The 17,024-nt window shown below is 38.8% G+C and carries 12 protein-coding genes; 10 read left to right on the top strand and 2 right to left on the bottom strand.

Going from position 1 to position 17,024, the window contains the following annotated elements; translation table 11 throughout:
• Window positions 1-53: 53 nt before the first annotated feature.
• The 10 genes from R2S57_RS04605 to lepB all read left to right on the top strand — a co-directional run bounded on the left by R2S57_RS04605 (window position 54) and on the right by lepB (window position 13,456).
• The gene (locus tag R2S57_RS04605) at window positions 54-953 is read left to right on the top strand and encodes an AraC family transcriptional regulator (protein WP_316843935.1); all 900 of its coding nucleotides are present in this window, start codon (window positions 54-56) and stop codon (window positions 951-953) included.
• Window positions 954-1,168: 215 nt separating this feature from the next.
• Window positions 1,169-2,584 (top strand): arabinose isomerase, encoded by a 1,416-nt coding sequence (locus R2S57_RS04610; RefSeq protein WP_316843936.1) that lies wholly within the window; start codon window positions 1,169-1,171, stop codon window positions 2,582-2,584.
• 965 nt (window positions 2,585-3,549) lie between these two features.
• On the top strand, window positions 3,550-3,870 hold the full coding sequence (locus R2S57_RS04615) for a hypothetical protein (RefSeq protein WP_316824161.1): 321 nt from the start codon (window positions 3,550-3,552) through the stop codon (window positions 3,868-3,870).
• A 20-nt stretch (window positions 3,871-3,890) separates the two neighbouring features.
• The gene (locus R2S57_RS04620) at window positions 3,891-4,214 is read left to right on the top strand and encodes a hypothetical protein (RefSeq protein ID WP_316824162.1); all 324 of its coding nucleotides are present in this window, start codon (window positions 3,891-3,893) and stop codon (window positions 4,212-4,214) included.
• A 221-nt stretch (window positions 4,215-4,435) separates the two neighbouring features.
• Window positions 4,436-5,572 (top strand): 6-bladed beta-propeller, encoded by a 1,137-nt coding sequence (locus R2S57_RS04625; RefSeq protein WP_316824163.1) that lies wholly within the window; start codon window positions 4,436-4,438, stop codon window positions 5,570-5,572.
• Window positions 5,573-5,685: 113 nt separating this feature from the next.
• Window positions 5,686-6,936, top strand: a complete 1,251-nt coding sequence (locus tag R2S57_RS04630) for a 6-bladed beta-propeller (RefSeq protein WP_316824164.1) — start codon at window positions 5,686-5,688, stop codon at window positions 6,934-6,936.
• A complete protein-coding gene (locus R2S57_RS04635; RefSeq protein ID WP_316824165.1) occupies window positions 6,936-9,770 on the top strand; it encodes an outer membrane beta-barrel protein in 2,835 nt (944 codons plus the stop codon). Before R2S57_RS04630 ends, R2S57_RS04635 begins: the two co-directional genes overlap by 1 nt.
• Before the next feature lie 60 nt (window positions 9,771-9,830).
• Complete coding sequence (locus tag R2S57_RS04640) at window positions 9,831-10,409, top strand: hypothetical protein (protein ID WP_316824166.1); 579 nt, start codon at window positions 9,831-9,833, stop codon at window positions 10,407-10,409.
• The gene (locus R2S57_RS04645; protein WP_316824167.1) at window positions 10,399-12,288 is read left to right on the top strand and encodes an O-antigen ligase family protein; all 1,890 of its coding nucleotides are present in this window, start codon (window positions 10,399-10,401) and stop codon (window positions 12,286-12,288) included. Before R2S57_RS04640 ends, R2S57_RS04645 begins: the two co-directional genes overlap by 11 nt.
• 70 nt (window positions 12,289-12,358) lie before the next feature.
• On the top strand, window positions 12,359-13,456 hold the full coding sequence (gene lepB, locus R2S57_RS04650) for a signal peptidase I (protein WP_316843937.1): 1,098 nt from the start codon (window positions 12,359-12,361) through the stop codon (window positions 13,454-13,456).
• Between the two features lie 266 nt (window positions 13,457-13,722).
• Here the strand turns inward: lepB and R2S57_RS04655 are convergent, their stop codons facing one another.
• Both R2S57_RS04655 and R2S57_RS04660 read right to left on the bottom strand, forming a co-directional pair.
• On the bottom strand, window positions 13,723-14,916 hold the full coding sequence (locus R2S57_RS04655) for a DUF5000 domain-containing lipoprotein (RefSeq protein ID WP_316843938.1): 1,194 nt from the start codon (window positions 14,914-14,916) through the stop codon (window positions 13,723-13,725).
• Window positions 14,917-14,968: 52 nt separating this feature from the next.
• On the bottom strand, window positions 14,969-17,020 hold the full coding sequence (locus tag R2S57_RS04660; protein WP_316824169.1) for a hypothetical protein: 2,052 nt from the start codon (window positions 17,018-17,020) through the stop codon (window positions 14,969-14,971).
• Window positions 17,021-17,024 lie beyond the last annotated feature (4 nt).

Raw genomic sequence — 17,024 nt, forward strand, 5'->3', positions numbered from 1 at the left:
GTGTTTTGTGTGTGCGTGTTTTGCTTAAATTAGACCTTTGAACTAACCAGATTATGGATACTTTCCGCAAATACATAAATCCAGGCACCGGAGCTGATGCTAATCAGCCTGATTGGGGGATTTCGATACATAATGTGGGGCATTATATCCACCCCGCAGGTAAAATATATCCAGATCCCTTACATCCCAACGAGTACTTTTTCGATTATGCCAAAGGGAGGATACTTTCCGAATACCAGTTGGTTTATATTGCATCGGGAACAGGCACTTTTGAAGCGGAATTTATAGGCCAGGTAAATGTGCAGCCAGGAACCATTTTTTTTCTGTACCCAGGTATATGGCATAGGTTTAAACCGGATGAGGAAAATGGCTGGAGCGAATACTGGGTAGGTTTTGGTGGGAGTTATGCCAATCACCTGATGAAACAGGATTGTTTTAGTCCCGAACACCCCCTGATATATATGGGCTTTAATGCCGAATTTATTAATATTTTTATCCAGCTGATTGATACAATAAAATTTAATGGAATGGGCAGTAATCAGCTGGCTGGATGTTTAACCATTCAGCTTTTGGGACTAGTGTATGCCTCAGCCCTTCTAAAATTGCAGTCGAGCAGCCGCAAATCTCAGATTATCAATAATATCAAGTATAGTATCCACGAAAATCTGAATAGTGATATTTCACCAGAAAAGCTGGCAGAGAAACACAATGTAAGCTATGCGTGGTTTAGGAAATCATTTAAGGAAATTACCGGTCAATCGCCTGGTCAGTACCAGTTGAACCTCAAAATCCAAAAAGCAGCTAAAATGCTTCTCGAAACCGATCTGGGTATTTGTGATATCGCCTATCAGAGCGGTTTCGAATCTGAATATTATTTTTCCAGACTGTTCAAATCAAAGATGAACCTTTCACCATCGAGGTATAGAAAAGAATTTCTGTGCGGGAAAGAATAATGCCTTGTTAATAGCAGTTTTATCGTCGCAATAAAAATCAAAATATGAACGTCAATAATCAAAAAGTGTATAAAAATTTCCAATTAAAAAGCACCTATTGAGAAAACCTTCCCGATAGCGTAGCCACTCCAGCAAAACGTGGCATTGGTAAATTTCAAATAAAAATTAACTGTCAAAAAAAAATAGAAAAAAAAATAAAGATGCGCAAAAATTCATTGAAAATTGGTCTTTTCGGTATTGGCCTTGATACCTATTGGGATCAGTTCGAGGGGTTGGAAGATAGATTAAAAAAATATCTTTCTACTATTGAAAAAAAAATCACCACATTTCATCCGGATGTCATCAATCTAGGAATTGTAGACAATATTGATAAAGCCTTTGATGCAGGCGACCGTTTCCGAAGTGAAAATGTAGATATCATATTCCTTTATGTAAGTACATATGCACTTTCTTCCACGGTTCTGCCCGTGGTGCAAAAGGCAAAAGTTCCTGTTATTATCTTAAACGCATCGCCCGAAGCTGCTATAAATTATGAAGCGTTTAATCAGATGGGGGATCGTGTAAAAATGACTGGTGAGTGGCTGGCTTTTTGCTCAGCCTGTCCTGTTCCTGAAATTGCAAATGTTTTTAACCGTACAGGAATCAAGTTTCACCAGGTTACCGGAATGCTTGAAGGGGATGAGGAATTTTGGAATGAAGTATCGGTTTGGGTTGAGGCAGCCAAGGTTAAAAATATAATGTCGTACAACAGGATGGGCTGCTTGGGACATTATTATAGCGGTATGCTCGATATCTATACAGATATGACCAAGCAATATGCATATTTTGGAGGGCATATTGAAATGCTTGAGGTAGAGGAACTGGCATCACTTAGAAAAACAGTTCCGGAAAATGAAGTTGTAAAAAGGATTGAGCATTTTAAGGAGCAGTTCGATGTACAGGCTGATTGTTCTCTGGATGACCTCCAAGAATCATCAAGAACGTCTGTTGCATTGGATATACTTGCCGAAAAATATAAACTGGGCTCATTTGCGTACTATTACAAGGGGACGGGAAATAAAGAAAATGAAGACACCATCAGTTCGATTATTTTAGGAAATTCGTTGCTCACTGCCCGCGGAATCCCTGTGGCGGGAGAATACGAAATAAAGAATGTTCAGGCGATGAAAATCATGGACAGTTTTGGTGCTGGTGGTTCTTTTACAGAGTATTATGCAATGGATTTTAAGGATGATATTGTCTTAATGGGACACGACGGTCCCGGCCATATTGCAATTGCTGAAGGAAAAACCAAGGTTAGGCCGCTTAAAGTGTATCATGGGAAAGTTGGAAGGGGATTGTCTGTGGAAATGTCAGTAAAAAATGGACCTGTTACCTTGTTATCAGTAGCTGAGACCAAAGATGGCAAGCTTATGCTTTTAGTAGCGGAGGGAGAATCTGTCGCAGGTCCTATTCTCCAGATCGGTAATACAAACAGTCGCTACAGATTTAGTATTGGTGCACGTAAATTTGTAAATAACTGGAATCTAAACGGACCAGCTCATCATTGCGCAGTTGGCATCGGACATATTGCCGACAAGATTGGAAAACTAGGTGAATTGTTGGAGATGGAAGTTGTTAGGGTTTGCTGATCATATTACTAACATTGTTCTAGTATGAAGGGTAAATTAAATCAGTTTAAATTTTAATTACGTGGCACATTGCTATAAATTTCTTTTTCCGCACACCATTTATTGAATAAAGTAAAATTATTGGGCTTACATTCTCAGAATAAGTTTTTGATTTATAATATTGGAGCCTTACTGAAACTCTCATGGTGTATGGGGGGTATTTTTAAGCCGGTTACGGTTTGGGTACTTTTAATTAAACTATTAGTGACGGTTAGCGTCTGTTAAAATACTTTTAAAAGGGCCTTAAAACACAAATAACCCACATAAATTAATATCTGAGTTATTATCTGTGGAGCCGAAGGGAGTCGAACCTTTCCTTTAATCGCTTGTTTATCAGATAATTAAAATCATTTTTGGTTCCTTTCAGCCAAAAACTCACCTCTATTTTTTTAGTGCAAATTCTTTATCATAAAGATACAAAAATATGATTGTTTTGTATGCAACAATTTATTCAAATTACAAACTTCTTAATTAATATTCCCTCAACTGAAAGAGCTGGGTAAGAGCGAAATGTCGGTGTACTATGCTCTGGTGGATAAACCAGAATAGATTGACCCCGTCTCGCCAGAAATATATTCACTGTAAATTATTGTTTGTCTTTACGTTAGTGTTTTGACGGAAAGGGGTTAATTGGATTGGTTTTTCTATCCTAATCTTAAATATATCGGGCCAATATCAAACCCTGGAAAAAATGGGAGGAGAGTAGTTTTTGCGAAAATATTCTAGCTCTATACTATTGATATTGTTTCGCGCATAGAACGTGAGTTGGAGGGATCAACTAAATGTTTAATATTAGAGATGCTTGTATTCAGTACAGAATATAGCCTTTTCATAGATAAACATGGTGTAATCATAATACAGTCGTAAACGTTATTTCAAGACAGGTAACATTATATATCTTTATAAAAATCTTAATCAAAAAAAACATGAAAACAACGATTAAAACGGCGCTGTTCGTATTGATAGCAGCTCTTGGTTTTTTCAATCTGAAGATTGATAAGGCTACAAAATCTGAAGCGAGCCTATCTTTTGTAGAAAACTCCGCATCTGCCAATTTTGAGGCCGAAGAAAGTAAAGGCTATTTTCTTAAAGATGAAATTACCTCCCATGTTAAAAACACAATAACAAAGCCTGGAGGTGGGACATGCGTGGTAACTTATGATCAGGTTATTGTAAGCTGTCTTGGAGAGGGCAGTCAGAGATGTACCCCATCTGTTGTAAAAAGCAACGAGCATTCGACCTGTTAACTGATAAATTGAAAAAATACATGAAAACAATAACTAAATTTGCCTTTATCGCCATGATTGCGGCCTTAGGTTTTTATAATATCCAGATTGACAAAAGTGCCCATTTCGGAATAAATCTTTCGCTTGTAGAAAACTCTGCATCAGCAAATTTCGAGGACACTAGTGGTCCAAGAAAAGTTGCTGTAAAAAATGAAGAAACTGGATCTACTGTTACTTCTATGATTGTTGACGGAAAGGTGTGTAAGAATTCGAGTGATTTTGTTACTGTAAACTGTATAGGAACTGGTAGTGTTTCTTGTACGCCTAGTCATACTATTAGTAATCAAAAGATTGTGTGTAGTTAATTGAAATAAATATTCCTGACACAAATAATAATTTTTCAGATAATATTTTTCCAAAGAAAAAGAACAGGCAATGAATAATCATTGCCTGTTCAACTATTCATAAGGCCTACCGATGATATTCCTTTTTTCGGTGAAACATAGAAATATGGCCATAGTTGATTTTAAGTAAGAATATTAAACACGATAACACTAACAGACTATCCCAAAATAAATTACAATAGATGAAGAGAATAATTATTATTGTTGCATGCCTTTTCCTTATTTCCTGTAAAGGTGGCAACCATGAAGATATGGGGAAAGAAATCAAGGTTGATGTTGCACCAGAAAATGCGATAGGAAATTTCGATAAATATTTCGACTCTTCAAAAGTCATTTCTTTAGAGACCAGCGCTGCATCCCTAATCGGTAACATCAACCGGATATCAATTTTTGATAACCGTATTTACATTCTTGACCGGGCAACAAATAGTGTATTTATATTTAATTGGAATGGCAAATTTATAACCAAGATCCATGACATTGGTGTTGATAAAGGAAAATATATCGGAATCATGGATTTTGCAATTGATAAAGCTTCAAAACGTATACTTGTACACACTCATCGCCCATACAAGCTAATTTATTATAATATGGAAGGCAAATTTCTCTCAGAAACGCCACTTGAGGGGTATTATAAAAATATTGATATTCCTGCAAAAGGCAAATTGCTGACAATTAACCCTACAGGCAGTTATACCGCTAATGTGCTTGATCTGAATAGTGGGGATAAAAATGAATTTATTCATAAGGACGCCATTTCCGAAAAATTTAATTTTTTTTCGACTGTCTTTCCAAATGTACTTAATAGCCTGGGTACATATGTTACCGTTCCATATAGCCCCGTAATTTACAAATATTCGGATGACAAGATTATTCCTGCCTATAGGATCAATTTTGGAAAAAAAAATATGCCGGATTCATTACTCGATAAAAATCTTCCTGCTTCAGATATTTACAATGAAGCAATGAAAAATGAATACGGCTTTTTTATCAGTAATTTCAGGGAAACCAAAAACTTCCTGGTTTTCAGTTACGGAAAAAACAGCATTGTCGTGTATTCCAAAAAGGATGGTAAAGCCGAGTCCTTCAGCTTTATCGAAAATAAGCATGACCTGATCCATTTCGAAAACCTTTTCGGCCATGATGGAAATGATGATTATATCCTTTCAACCAGACAGGCAATTTTCTTCAAATCCCAAATGAATGTCTATAAATCCAGCCCTAAAGACTGGGCTAAAGTGCCTCCCTACATTAAGGCAATAGATTCAACACTCAATAATAATAGTAATCCGGTCTTAATTGTATATAAATTAAAATAGCACATGTATTGGGATAGTTTAAAAATGGACATTGTCCGGATATATGGACAATATTATTCTAATAATGTATATAAAAGGTGTAATTTAATGATCTATTCCAATTCATCTAATCTATGTTAACCAAAATTAAAAAAGCCGCACTCATTTTCGGGGTTTTATTTTCGTCGTCGACTTTGGCCCAGAAAGTTAAAATAGATAGCTCACAAGTAATTACTTTGAGGATTGATCCGGGTGATGCAAGGGGAACATCGATTTCAGACATTTTCGATGAAGTAGAATTTATTCCCTTAGAAAGTAAAAAAGAGAGCGTTTTTGGAAAAATCAAGCAACTGGAAATCGCAGAAAACAGATTTGTGATCTTTGATGAAGATACCAAGAACATTTTTATTTTTGATAGGAACGGAAAGTTCATTGCCAAAATAAATCAAGGTAAAATCAATACCATTGGCAAACAGGAGGACCAGATGTTTTATGGTTTCCAGATCAGGAAGGTAGGAAGCAAATCTCTTATAACTATACAGGCAGGTAAATCCTCCGTATTTTTCGATCTGGATGGAAGCCTGGTCAAAAAAGAACCTGCCAATAAAAAAGAGTGGGATATCGTTTATAGGTTTCCCGGAAGCGGAATAGTGGTCAGATCAAACGAGCTGATAAAATCGAATATGGACAGTTCTTACTATGAACTCGTGCTGTATAACAGCGAGAACAGGTTTTTGACTGCTTTTTTCCCATTTGCATTGAATAAAATCATAAATGATGACCTGATAAACAGTGGAAAGGTTTTCTTTGATTATGGCAGTAGCAGCGAAGTATTCTATACCAGGTACTTTGAAAACAACATTTATAGGATAGGGGAGAAAAAAGCGGAACTAGCATACAGATTTATACTGCCTGAGAAGTATTCCCTACCGGACGGATTTATCGAAAACTCCAGCTATAAGGGTAAAAGGATGGAGTATCTTATGAAAAACCGCGATAAATTTTATGGGATTTTCAATACTTATACATGTGGGGATAATTTATTCTTTAATTTCAGCAGTTTTGGATTCGACCGGAAAGCCTTTATTTATAATTTAAAGGATAATCAGTTAATGTCCATTGGGGACCTTGAGCCCGACGCTCTTTCCTCTTTTCTGCCGGTAACTGATCTGGGTGTGTTGGATGAGTATAAGAATAGAGGTTTCCATCTCTATCAGGATGGTTTGCTGTACAATAGTTATTCTTCATTGGCCATGTTTGCCCTTAATGAGCAGAACGCAGAAAAAAAAATCAAATACAATCCTGTATTGACCGAGTATTTCAGGACACAAAATAAAAGTAGCAATCCTGTTATTGTTAGGCTCAAGCCAAAACCGAAACGATAATGCAGTTTTACCGTTCGTTTATCCTATCCGTGATACTGGCAGGTATTTCCGTAATCGTAGCTGCCCAACAAAAAAATATGGTAAATACAGGAGCTGCCAAAGGTATTGTGAGGGATACTACGTTTAGGTATGTCCTAAAATCTGCGACAGTATCTGTTTATAATGCCCTAAAACAGGACAGTTCACTAATTGGTTACCAGATAACCAACACATACGGTGAGTTCAACTTTAAAAATCTCCCTGTTGATAGACCATTAAAGCTGCTGATAAGCAATGTTGGTTACCAATCGGAATACAGAACCTTTACCATACCTGTCTCGGGGTCCATTGACCTGAAAACCATTATCTTGAATCAAAAAACTATTTCACTAAAGGAGGTGGTCGTTTCTGTACCGCCAATAAGCATGAACGGCGATACCCTGGAGTTTAATGCGGCGGCATTTAAGTTAGATAGTAATGCAGTGGTAGAAGATCTGCTTAGAAAGATACCCAACATTGTACTTTGGGGAGATGGTAAAATAACTGTTAATGGAAGGGAAGTCAGGAGTTTACTGGTCAACGGTAAAGAGTTTTTCGGCGGTGATTATAAGATTGCTACTCAGAACCTCGCGAAAAATGCTGTCGAAAAAATTCAGGTATATAAGAAAGCCGGCAATATTAATCCCCTGGATTCTGCTGTTGAAATGAATGTCAAGCTAAAAAAGGGCAGGGACTTTGGATATTTTGGCAAAATCGGAGCAGGGTATGGAAGCAATAAGCGATATGAATCCGACGCCAATCTTAATGCATTTAATTCAAAGGTGCAGATTTCCATAGTAGGTGCAGATAACAACATCAATAAAATAGCCTACGATGTGCGTAGCCTATTGGCCAATAGTACCTTCAAAGGTGCAGGTACCGGATTAGAATACCGTCCGGATTTCATGATTCCCGGCATAACCCGGCCCAGGGCACTTGGCGCAAACATGACATACAATTTTTTGGATAGGCCAATATATGGTGCCAATAATATTTTAAGCCTGAATTACTTTGCCCAAACAAGGGATAACGACAATTCATCTTCATCTGAGACTACAACAACCACGCAATTGAATGGAAAAATTCTTGAGGAACATCTCAATGCACGTAACTCATACAGTTCAAATAAGAATTTCGACTCAAAATATGAATGGGTGAGAACCATCCATGCTTTGACCATCAACCAGTCCTTTAAAGATAATAGCTATCAAAGCGTAAATGAGTCAGTTGTCGGGTCGTTCAATTCTGAAAACCAACGTGTTAGTTCGAGTATTGGAAGTGATTCGGCGAATGGCAAAAGCAGTAATTACAGTTTAGACATCAGGTATGTCCTAAGCGAAAATTTTACCAAATTCTTTCACCGGTTTAAAGGTTTGAGTGTGAATTTTTCCTTGAACTTGGATAATGACCGGTCAAACAGGGTTAATAAAACTGATTTTATATCGTTTTCCAGTCCAAATTCAAATAAAAGGTTTAACCGGAAATATCAGACCGGCTATAACAGTGTAAATCCGCAGTTGAATTTTGAATTTAACAACCTTAAAGAACTGCTATTCGGAAAAACAGATTTTCTGGGGCTGGATTTTTCTGTGGGTAACACGATCAGCATCAATAACAGAAAAAATACCAATGTCGTAGGGGATTCCAATGATTCTATCACCGACTATCAGAATAATGCCTATCTAAGTAACCAGACACAGGCTTATACCATAGAAGAAACCCCCAATTTTACCTTAAGCAGGTCAATATCCTCCGTATTGTCGAATAGGTTCTCCAAAAGTTTGGTTATCAGCGGCACATTGCAGCAGAAACTCATCTATCAGGATAACCGTTCCGATAAATCCTTCCAAAATATCAGGCGCAAATATAGCCAATTTGCCCCCAATGGAAATATCCGGTTTGCCCATGAGAAGTATGGCGATTTCAATGAGAGCTATTCATTGGGTTTTAATACCTCCATCCGCATCCCGAGCTTACAGGAATTAGCTCCTTTGATAGATAGTGCAAATATTTATAATATACAAAAAGGGAATCTTGGCCTAAGGGAATCGGTAACCAGGGCACTATCATTTGGTTTTTCCCATGAGGCCCAGCAAACAAAAAACACCTTGAATTACCAAATCGAACTTGCGGGCGGTATAACAGAAGGGGTATTCGCCGATAGTCTGCTGATTGCTGATGATAACAGGAGAGTGAGCTATCTGGTAAATGCGGGTACCGGCAAATATTTAAATTTTAGTGGAAGTATCCGAAAAGCCCTTAAGTTAAAGACATCAGAACTTCAGATCAGCCTGAACAACACTTTGAACATATCCAGAAATCCTGGCTATGTAAACGGGATTTATGCATATGCAAAGGGTCTGAATACGAATACAAGCATCAAATTTAATTTCACCTACAAGGATTGTTTTGCCCTTGAAGGAGTACAGTCCTATTCCACTTATAAATCCTCACAGGAAACATTTATGGCCTCATACAGCGGAACAAATGTTTCTACAACTTTAAGCTCGGGTTATAGCGTAACAAAAAAACTGATATTAAACAGTAACATAACATTTAACAATAGTACTGCCACAGGCAGTGATGCGATCAAATTTGCCATCTGGAACGCCGCACTAACCTACCGGTTGTTAAAGGGGAATAATCTGGAAACCAAATTTTCCGCACTTGACCTGCTACGGCAGAACAGGAGTGTAATCAACTACGGTGCTTTGAACAGTTTTACGATCGGGAGCCAAAATGTCCTGCAACATTATTTTATGGCAACGGTATCTTATTATCCAAGGCAGTTTGGGAAGAAAAACCGTAAAAAATAAGATGGTTCGCGGAATTTGATCTTTTGGTGATTTTAAGTAAAGAACTAAACAATATTTAATATGAAACTAAATCAGCAACTACTTTTTTTAAAGAAAAATTTTTTTGTAACCTTTTGCTTTATAGCACTTTTATCCCTGTGTATATATCAGACCTGGTTAAGAAATAAAGAAAATATTATGATCAATGAGCTTAGCCGCAGTATTGATACCAACTCGGATAAGAAACATATTTTTGACCGTGTACAATTTTCACCCGATATAGTCGATAGCCTGAATAAGCTAAAGAAAGAAAAATTGCTTGTGTTCAGGTTTTTGCGGAATGACTGTCATGAATGTATCGATTCGATATTTAGTAATTTAAGCTATATCGCCAAAGGAGTAGGGAAAGAGAACCTTGTAGTACTGGTCGATGAACCGAATATGACAGAATATTTAAAATATAAAAGGCTATATCAGGAAAAAATCTCGAATTTTTTCTATTGTCCGTCCCAGGTTTCTGCCATCGATAAAGAGGGGATTTCATATTACTCTGTATTTTCGGGGAGGGATAATTCATCAGGGTTTATATTTTTAACAAGGCCATTGGAATATCCGGCCCAGACCAGGAATTATCTGAAAGGGATAGTTGATGTTTTTTAATGTACCCATAACAGAAAATGTGCGCTCTAGGTTGGTCAAATTCTGCATCTGCATTGGTATAAGCATTCTTTTATCACTTACTGCCTCTATAACGGTTCCCGATCTTTATCAGGTTAGGGCCGGACAGATAGCATTTTTTTCTTATGGCGTGATTATAGTAGTGGGATTTTGCCTGTTCAGCCCATTGCCAAGAGAGAAAGCTGTTCTTTCCTTTACCCTGACGGATGTTATCCTGGTTATCCTGATATTGTTGATAGGCCTGGGAAGATATTCTGCCCACACGGTTTCGGGATTTTCCCCTAGGCTGATCGAGTTAATAGGATTGTCGCTACTTTATTTATTTTTAAGGTTTAATCCCAAGCTGTATATTTATTTCTTATACGCATGCGTTGTTGGCTGCCTCATCCAGGCTTTCTATGGACTTTTGCAACTGTACGGGTTTTATCCCAGTTTAAGTGGGAATTTCCCGATAACAGGAACGTTTTTTAATCCGGGGCCACTGTCTGGGTATGTATTATATGGGTTTTGTGTTACCATTGGACTATATTTATCCAGGGATGATTTAGCATTCAGGCCCGGTTTGAGATCTTTTGGGCTTTCCAGGGGAATAGTCGATAGAATATTTCCAGGCTTTCTTATCTGTTGCATGGTATGCTTTTTTTTAGTGCTTTCCGCTTGCAAATCAAGGGCCTCCTGGTTGGGGCTTGTGATATTCTGCTCACTGTTTTTCCACCGTTTGCCATATTTTCATCTCTCGGGAAAATTCTCCATAAGGAAGATCTATATTTTTATATTACTGGGACTTGTAATGCTGTCGGTTACTTTTTTACTGTATTATATAAACCGTGATTCAAGTGATGGAAGATTGCTGGTATGGGAGATAACTGGCAGAATGGTGTCCGATAATCCCATTTTCGGTAGCGGATTTGATAACTTCAGTTCTAAGTATATGGCTTATCAGTCTGAATATTTCCGTGGGCACCCATCCAGCCCATACAGAGATATTGCCGGAGAAATCAAGTACCCATTTAATATCCTTATGGTCTACTTATCTGAAAATGGGATTATTGGGGCTGTTGCAATTCTGGTAATCATGGTCCGCATCATGTTTATAAGGAAAAAGAATGCATTGGTAATAATAACAAAAGCAGTGCTATCGGCGCAGATCGTTTTTGCGTTATTTTCCTATTCAGAGCAGATCCTTCCCATTAAATTAAATGTAGTATGCTCCCTGGCTTTTTTAGCTTCTTCAGACACTAAAATTTTTTCTTTTGGAATAGGAAAAGCCAGATTCAATCTTCTTAAATATTCTTTTATTCCTATATACCTGGTCTTTTCTGTGCTATTTGCACTATACTTAAATAAGATGGTACGCAGTTATCGGAATTGGGGAACGGGATCCCAGATATCTGATAGCGGGCAATTCGTGGACGCCGTTCCATTTTTTGTTTCGGCCCACCCTTTCCTGAAAACAGATGGACTTTTCCTTATGCAGTATGGTAATTTGTTGTTAAAGGCAAATGAACCGTTACCGGCCCTGAAATTGCTTGATTCTGCACAATACTATTTTGATAATTATCCGCTACAGATAGCCCGTGGAAACTGTTTCAGAAAGTTGAAACGTCCTGACCTCGCCCTGGCATCATATATGAAGGCCTCCGATATGATCCCTTCAAGACTTTATCCCAGATATCTCCAGGTAATTTCCCTCCTGGAACTGAATAATAAGGAAAGTGCTGTAAAATCTGCCAATAACATTTTGAAGATGGCCGTCAAAATCAATTCCCCGGCAACCAGGGAAATAAAAACAAAGATGGCACAGGTTGTAGCCGGCCGGAATTTTGACACAACCAAAATTTTATCGATCATAAATAAATAATACAGCGGGCTGGAATTTACAGTACATACTTCTGGAAATCAAATATCATAATTATAGTTTCTTCTATCCGATGGGTATAAAACTTTTTTCGCAAAAAAAACACAGGTTAATTATTCTTCTGCTATTTGCAATAGCCTCATTGGGCCTGGCAATTCTAAACCTATTCTGGATGGCCTGCCTGTTGTTGTTGTTGATACTGACAGTATATACGGTTGTTTCATTTAAACTGGGCGACTGGACAGGATTTATAGTTACTGCAGTTTTGGGATTGATTTATGTAATCATCTTTCGGCTGTTTATCCTTGATTTTTATAAAGTTCCCAGCGAATCGATGGAAAACGCCATCTTTCCGGATGATAAACTGGTCGTAAACAAATTGGTGTATGGCCCAAAATTTCCCAGGGGCATAGCCGATATCCCCTGGCTGAACAATCTTTCCATAAAGTCGCGCGATTGGCCTTATCTAAGGCTTTCAGGTACAGCACGCGTTAAGCGTGGGGACATCATCGTTTTTAAAAAAACAAAGGACACAAGCTCATTTTTTGTTAAAAGATGCATCGGGCTGCCAGGGGATAAAATTATCCTTGCCGGTGATAGCATCAGCGTTGACGGAAAAGAACTGCACCAAAATCCAACAGTGAAGAACAGATATAGATTTACTATCGGGCAGAGGGAAGAGTTCATAAAATATGCCCTAAAAAATGATATCTTTTATGAGGTGAATGAAGATTCCAGTATAAGTGCCTACCTGACCCGGGATCAAAAACAAAAGTTTCATAGTATGGCCGCAGGCGGTAAAATCGCATATGTTCCTATCGGCTGGCGTTTTTTCTGTGATATGCCTAAACAGTTAAGGGAAGAATCGCTTTCCAAATGGACCGGTGACAGTTTTGGACCTCTTACTGTACCAGCGAAAAATCTATATATCAAACTGACCGGCAGCAACATTTACCTCTACTATCAGGCGATCTTATCCGAAACAAAAGATGTCAAACTAATTGGAAGGAAACTATACCTGCATGGCCAAAAATTGGAAGATTACAGGTTCAACCGTGATTATTATTTTTTTATGGGGGATAACAGGCACCGCTCCTATGATTCGAGATACTGGGGGTTCATCTCCGAAGAACAGATAGAGGGGAAAGTCGTATTTTCCTTTAGATTCTGATTCAGTTGGCACGTTAAAAAGATATGGGGTTGCTACTAAACGGGGATTTCCGGGGAATTTTTCAATTTCGATTGTCCCAGTGGTAAGCCTTGTCCACCGGGATATTTTATTACAGGTAAAGATTGAAATGTGGATAGATAGGGGGAGATGCAGTTAAAGGTTATTGTCCTGCCATATCAACTGCCCTTTGGCAGAACAAGACTTTACAATGGCCCGATAGATCAGAAACCGTTCCTATATTTAATAGGTTTAGTTTACCCCATTGCTCAATTTGTTCCTCTGCCAAATAACGTGATCTCATTGGCATTAACATAATCAAGCCCTCCCCAGGTTTGCGTACATTGGAAACGCATATACCTGGCACCATTCAGTTCTGTTTTAAGCTTAAAACTAAAGCCGCCGGCACCGGCCGCGCGGTCATCATTATTGGCCTGGGTGGGAGGAAGCCCTGATTGGGGCATGGGAAGCACAAAATTCCCCAGATTTATCCAATCTCCAAGTACAGTACCCTCGGGGGTAGTTGATATTGGCCAATCCCGAAAATCCTTGGGTTCTTTTTTTGTGGACGCCCATACGGTAAATTTCTTTGGATTCTGGTCCTGGTAAATGCCTGGAAGCCTGTTGTATAATACCAAACGGCTGATCATGGAAGGAGTGCCAAGCCCTACCGTGCCCATCATAAGCCCCCCCATGTGCATGCTCTCGGTATGCCAGCCCGGTTCGCCCAGATTTCCATCGAATAGGTATCTGAAATACCAGTCGAACCCGATCCGTCCATCATTTTGCAGTGGATAGTTATAGAACCTGGTATTGTCCAGTTTATCCTCCCTTAACGGCTTCATCACTTTGTATACCGTATCTGAGGCATTACCGAATTTATCAGAGATGTATACGGCTATTCTCTGCGTTTGCCGGCCCATATTTCCATAATAAAGATCCAATTTGCCTATGGCAAGTATGGAAACATCTTTTTCGACATACCGCTCCAAGGTGTCGTTATATGATAATAAATGAAGCGATAATAACGAATTGGCTTTATTCTCACCGGATACACTGATCCCCCCATATGCTGGCCTCAATCTCAGCGCTGAACATACAGATTGATGATAGGGCATAAGTGGATGTACCTTCACCTTTACCGGATCTGATATATTACCCTCCCGACCGACTGCCTGAAGGATTACGGTATATTCAGCGGAACTGCTGAAACCGTCAACGGTCAGAGTGCCCTTCAGGTCTGACCTAACCTGGCGTATTTTTTCTTTGTTTATAGGATAACTGGCCATTATGTAGGAGAAATCAGATTGTCTGGCTACTTTGAAGGTTATTTTGGCCGATCCGAAGGTATTGATTACACTAACTTCCCTTATCGGATTAGCTTTGTGGCCATCCATGTATTTACAGGAAAAAGTTGAAAACAATAGGGCATGGGCAGTTAAACCAAGCCATGTTTTTATCATAACTGAGTGCGCTTTTTTCATATTTTTTCTTATTCATTCAGTTGAGAAAATGCTACCACCATTTTTGTTGGCCATTTTCAATAGTGAAAATTCTTTCTTCGGTTCCTCCGTTTAGGCCCTTTAACCAGAACAATGCATTTTTTGGTACCTTATTGTAATCCAGATGATAACTGTCTGCCGTTTTGCTGCCAAGTGAAATCCATTTTTTGTCCCAGTAATAAAGCTCGTAGTCTACCCCGGGCAAAATGCAGTTGGTATCATTCCTGGGACAAAATTTAATGGAGTATACCCGTTTTTCTTCCATTGTGCCCAGATCAATACCGATCCATCCATCTTTACCCTGCTCATTCTGGTAATAACTATCCAGATCATCATCGAATGCTTTTTCGATCTCATGGCCGGACACCCCTTTTTTCCCAATGATCTTTCCCTTTAACAGCTCTTTTCCGGTACCACCGTAAAACTGTACTTCAGCAATGTTGTCAGCCTCCCAGCTTCCCCCCGGCGGCGCAACATACCTTAGAAACCTAAATTTTTTCACATTTGGTATCTGTACCTCGTTCATATAAAATGGATAATTTTTTATGGTAAACAATGTATCGGCCTTGGTAAAGTCCATTGAATTCGAACCCTCGAACCGCCCTTCCTTCAAAGTTTCGGTATGATATGCAGTATAAGAATGCAGGGGATATTTTCTCAAAAGCCTTATTTTAGCCCTACTGCTGTTTGTTGCCGTAAAACTGGTAATAACATTTGATGTATCAGAGTAGAAAGGGGGGGCAATCGGAATGACCGTTCCTTTATCGAATACTGCGGGCAAATAAACCACATTGCATCCCAGATTGTCAAAAATTACATTTTCGCCGTTCATCTTTTTTACGGCAATTGGCTTCCATCCGTTGATGTCAAATACACACAGGTAAGCAGCTTTATATTTTAGGAACTCATCTTTCACTTTAAGGGAAAAGAAAGATGTTTTTACAAATTTGTCCGTTACATCCCTAAGATTTGTTTTTCGGAAATCCGGCGCCAGATAGTCCTTGGGTACTGTTTTGTTCAATTCCTCCAATTCCCTATCGGCACTGAAAGTAAATCTGTAAACTTTTGGAATGGTCTTGACATGCTGTACATACATTCCGAAAGGGGTATCCTTATTGGTAAAACGATGTCTTTCGGTTATATAGTCAGAGGAAAAATCAACTACACTCCAGGTGCTTCTCTGGATATTTTCATTTGTGATCAATTGTGGCCTGAAACTTTGGTCAATTGCATTTACCATGAAATGGCTGTTATTTGTACTGCCCCAGTGGAGGATGAAATCCACTGCCACGGGTAAACCGAGCGATCTCATTACAGTAGCTGAATAAAATGACGTGGTTTCACAGCCACCTATTTTTCCGGCCAGAACATCACTGATGCTTTGGGCAAAAGGATAATATCTGTTGAAAAAAACAGTAAAATTGGTTTCCGTGTTAAGATTCCAGTTTAGATTGTCAAATACAGGTTTTATATTTTTGTTTTCAGGTATCCTGTTGAGCATCGGAAGGTACTCGGTGTAGAGCTGGGGGCGCCAATATTGCAGCTGTTCCTCCCTTATACGGTATGGAAGTATATATTCACAGAAGTCATTGAAGCTGACTTTTTTTGCCCAGGGGGCATTCTTCCAGGCACTGAACGCAAAATCGATATTATTGATCAGATAGCCTGAGGAAACCAACCGGTTATCCGGAACGGTCTTCATCGAATCGGGATCCGGAAGCCCAATTCTTTTGGTTACTGAATCACCGATATGGATCTTATCATCGTTTGTTACTTTATCTTTCATATAGGAAAGCGTATCTATGATCGAAAACATATCTGAATAGATACCTATAGAACTCTTCTGATAACCGCTGTGCCCGGACATATTTAGGATCAGAAATTCTGCAGCCTTAAGTTTTAAACTGTCACCCGGGGCGGAATAATGGTCGAGTACCTTTATAAGTTCATTTTTGTTATCTCCGGCGGATTCAAGAGCGTTATCCATAGCGCTACCGTAATTGCGCCCACAGGAGATAAATATGCTTAACGCAAAAAAGAGCAAAAGGTTAAGTTGTGGTCTCATGTCT

Origin of the sequence: Pedobacter psychrodurus (genome assembly GCF_032678585.1) — a bacterium.
Taxonomy (GTDB): Bacteria; Bacteroidota; Bacteroidia; order Sphingobacteriales; family Sphingobacteriaceae; genus Pedobacter; species Pedobacter psychrodurus_A.

Bases quoted from the DNA above. Each gene is read 5' to 3' on its own strand.
- lepB (WP_316843937.1), top strand. From the start codon at position 12,359: ATGGGTATAAAACTTTTTTCGCAAAAAAAACACAGGTTAATTATTCTT.
- R2S57_RS04615 (WP_316824161.1), top strand. From the start codon at position 3,550: ATGAAAACAACGATTAAAACGGCGCTGTTCGTATTGATAGCAGCTCTT.
- R2S57_RS04625 (WP_316824163.1), top strand. From the start codon at position 4,436: ATGAAGAGAATAATTATTATTGTTGCATGCCTTTTCCTTATTTCCTGT.
- R2S57_RS04635 (WP_316824165.1), top strand. From the start codon at position 6,936: ATGCAGTTTTACCGTTCGTTTATCCTATCCGTGATACTGGCAGGTATT.
- R2S57_RS04645 (WP_316824167.1), top strand. From the start codon at position 10,399: ATGTTTTTTAATGTACCCATAACAGAAAATGTGCGCTCTAGGTTGGTC.
- R2S57_RS04620 (WP_316824162.1), top strand. From the start codon at position 3,891: ATGAAAACAATAACTAAATTTGCCTTTATCGCCATGATTGCGGCCTTA.
- R2S57_RS04605 (WP_316843935.1), top strand. From the start codon at position 54: ATGGATACTTTCCGCAAATACATAAATCCAGGCACCGGAGCTGATGCT.
- R2S57_RS04640 (WP_316824166.1), top strand. From the start codon at position 9,831: ATGAAACTAAATCAGCAACTACTTTTTTTAAAGAAAAATTTTTTTGTA.
- R2S57_RS04630 (WP_316824164.1), top strand. From the start codon at position 5,686: ATGTTAACCAAAATTAAAAAAGCCGCACTCATTTTCGGGGTTTTATTT.
- R2S57_RS04655 (WP_316843938.1), bottom strand. From the start codon at position 14,916: ATGATAAAAACATGGCTTGGTTTAACTGCCCATGCCCTATTGTTTTCA.
- R2S57_RS04660 (WP_316824169.1), bottom strand. From the start codon at position 17,020: ATGAGACCACAACTTAACCTTTTGCTCTTTTTTGCGTTAAGCATATTT.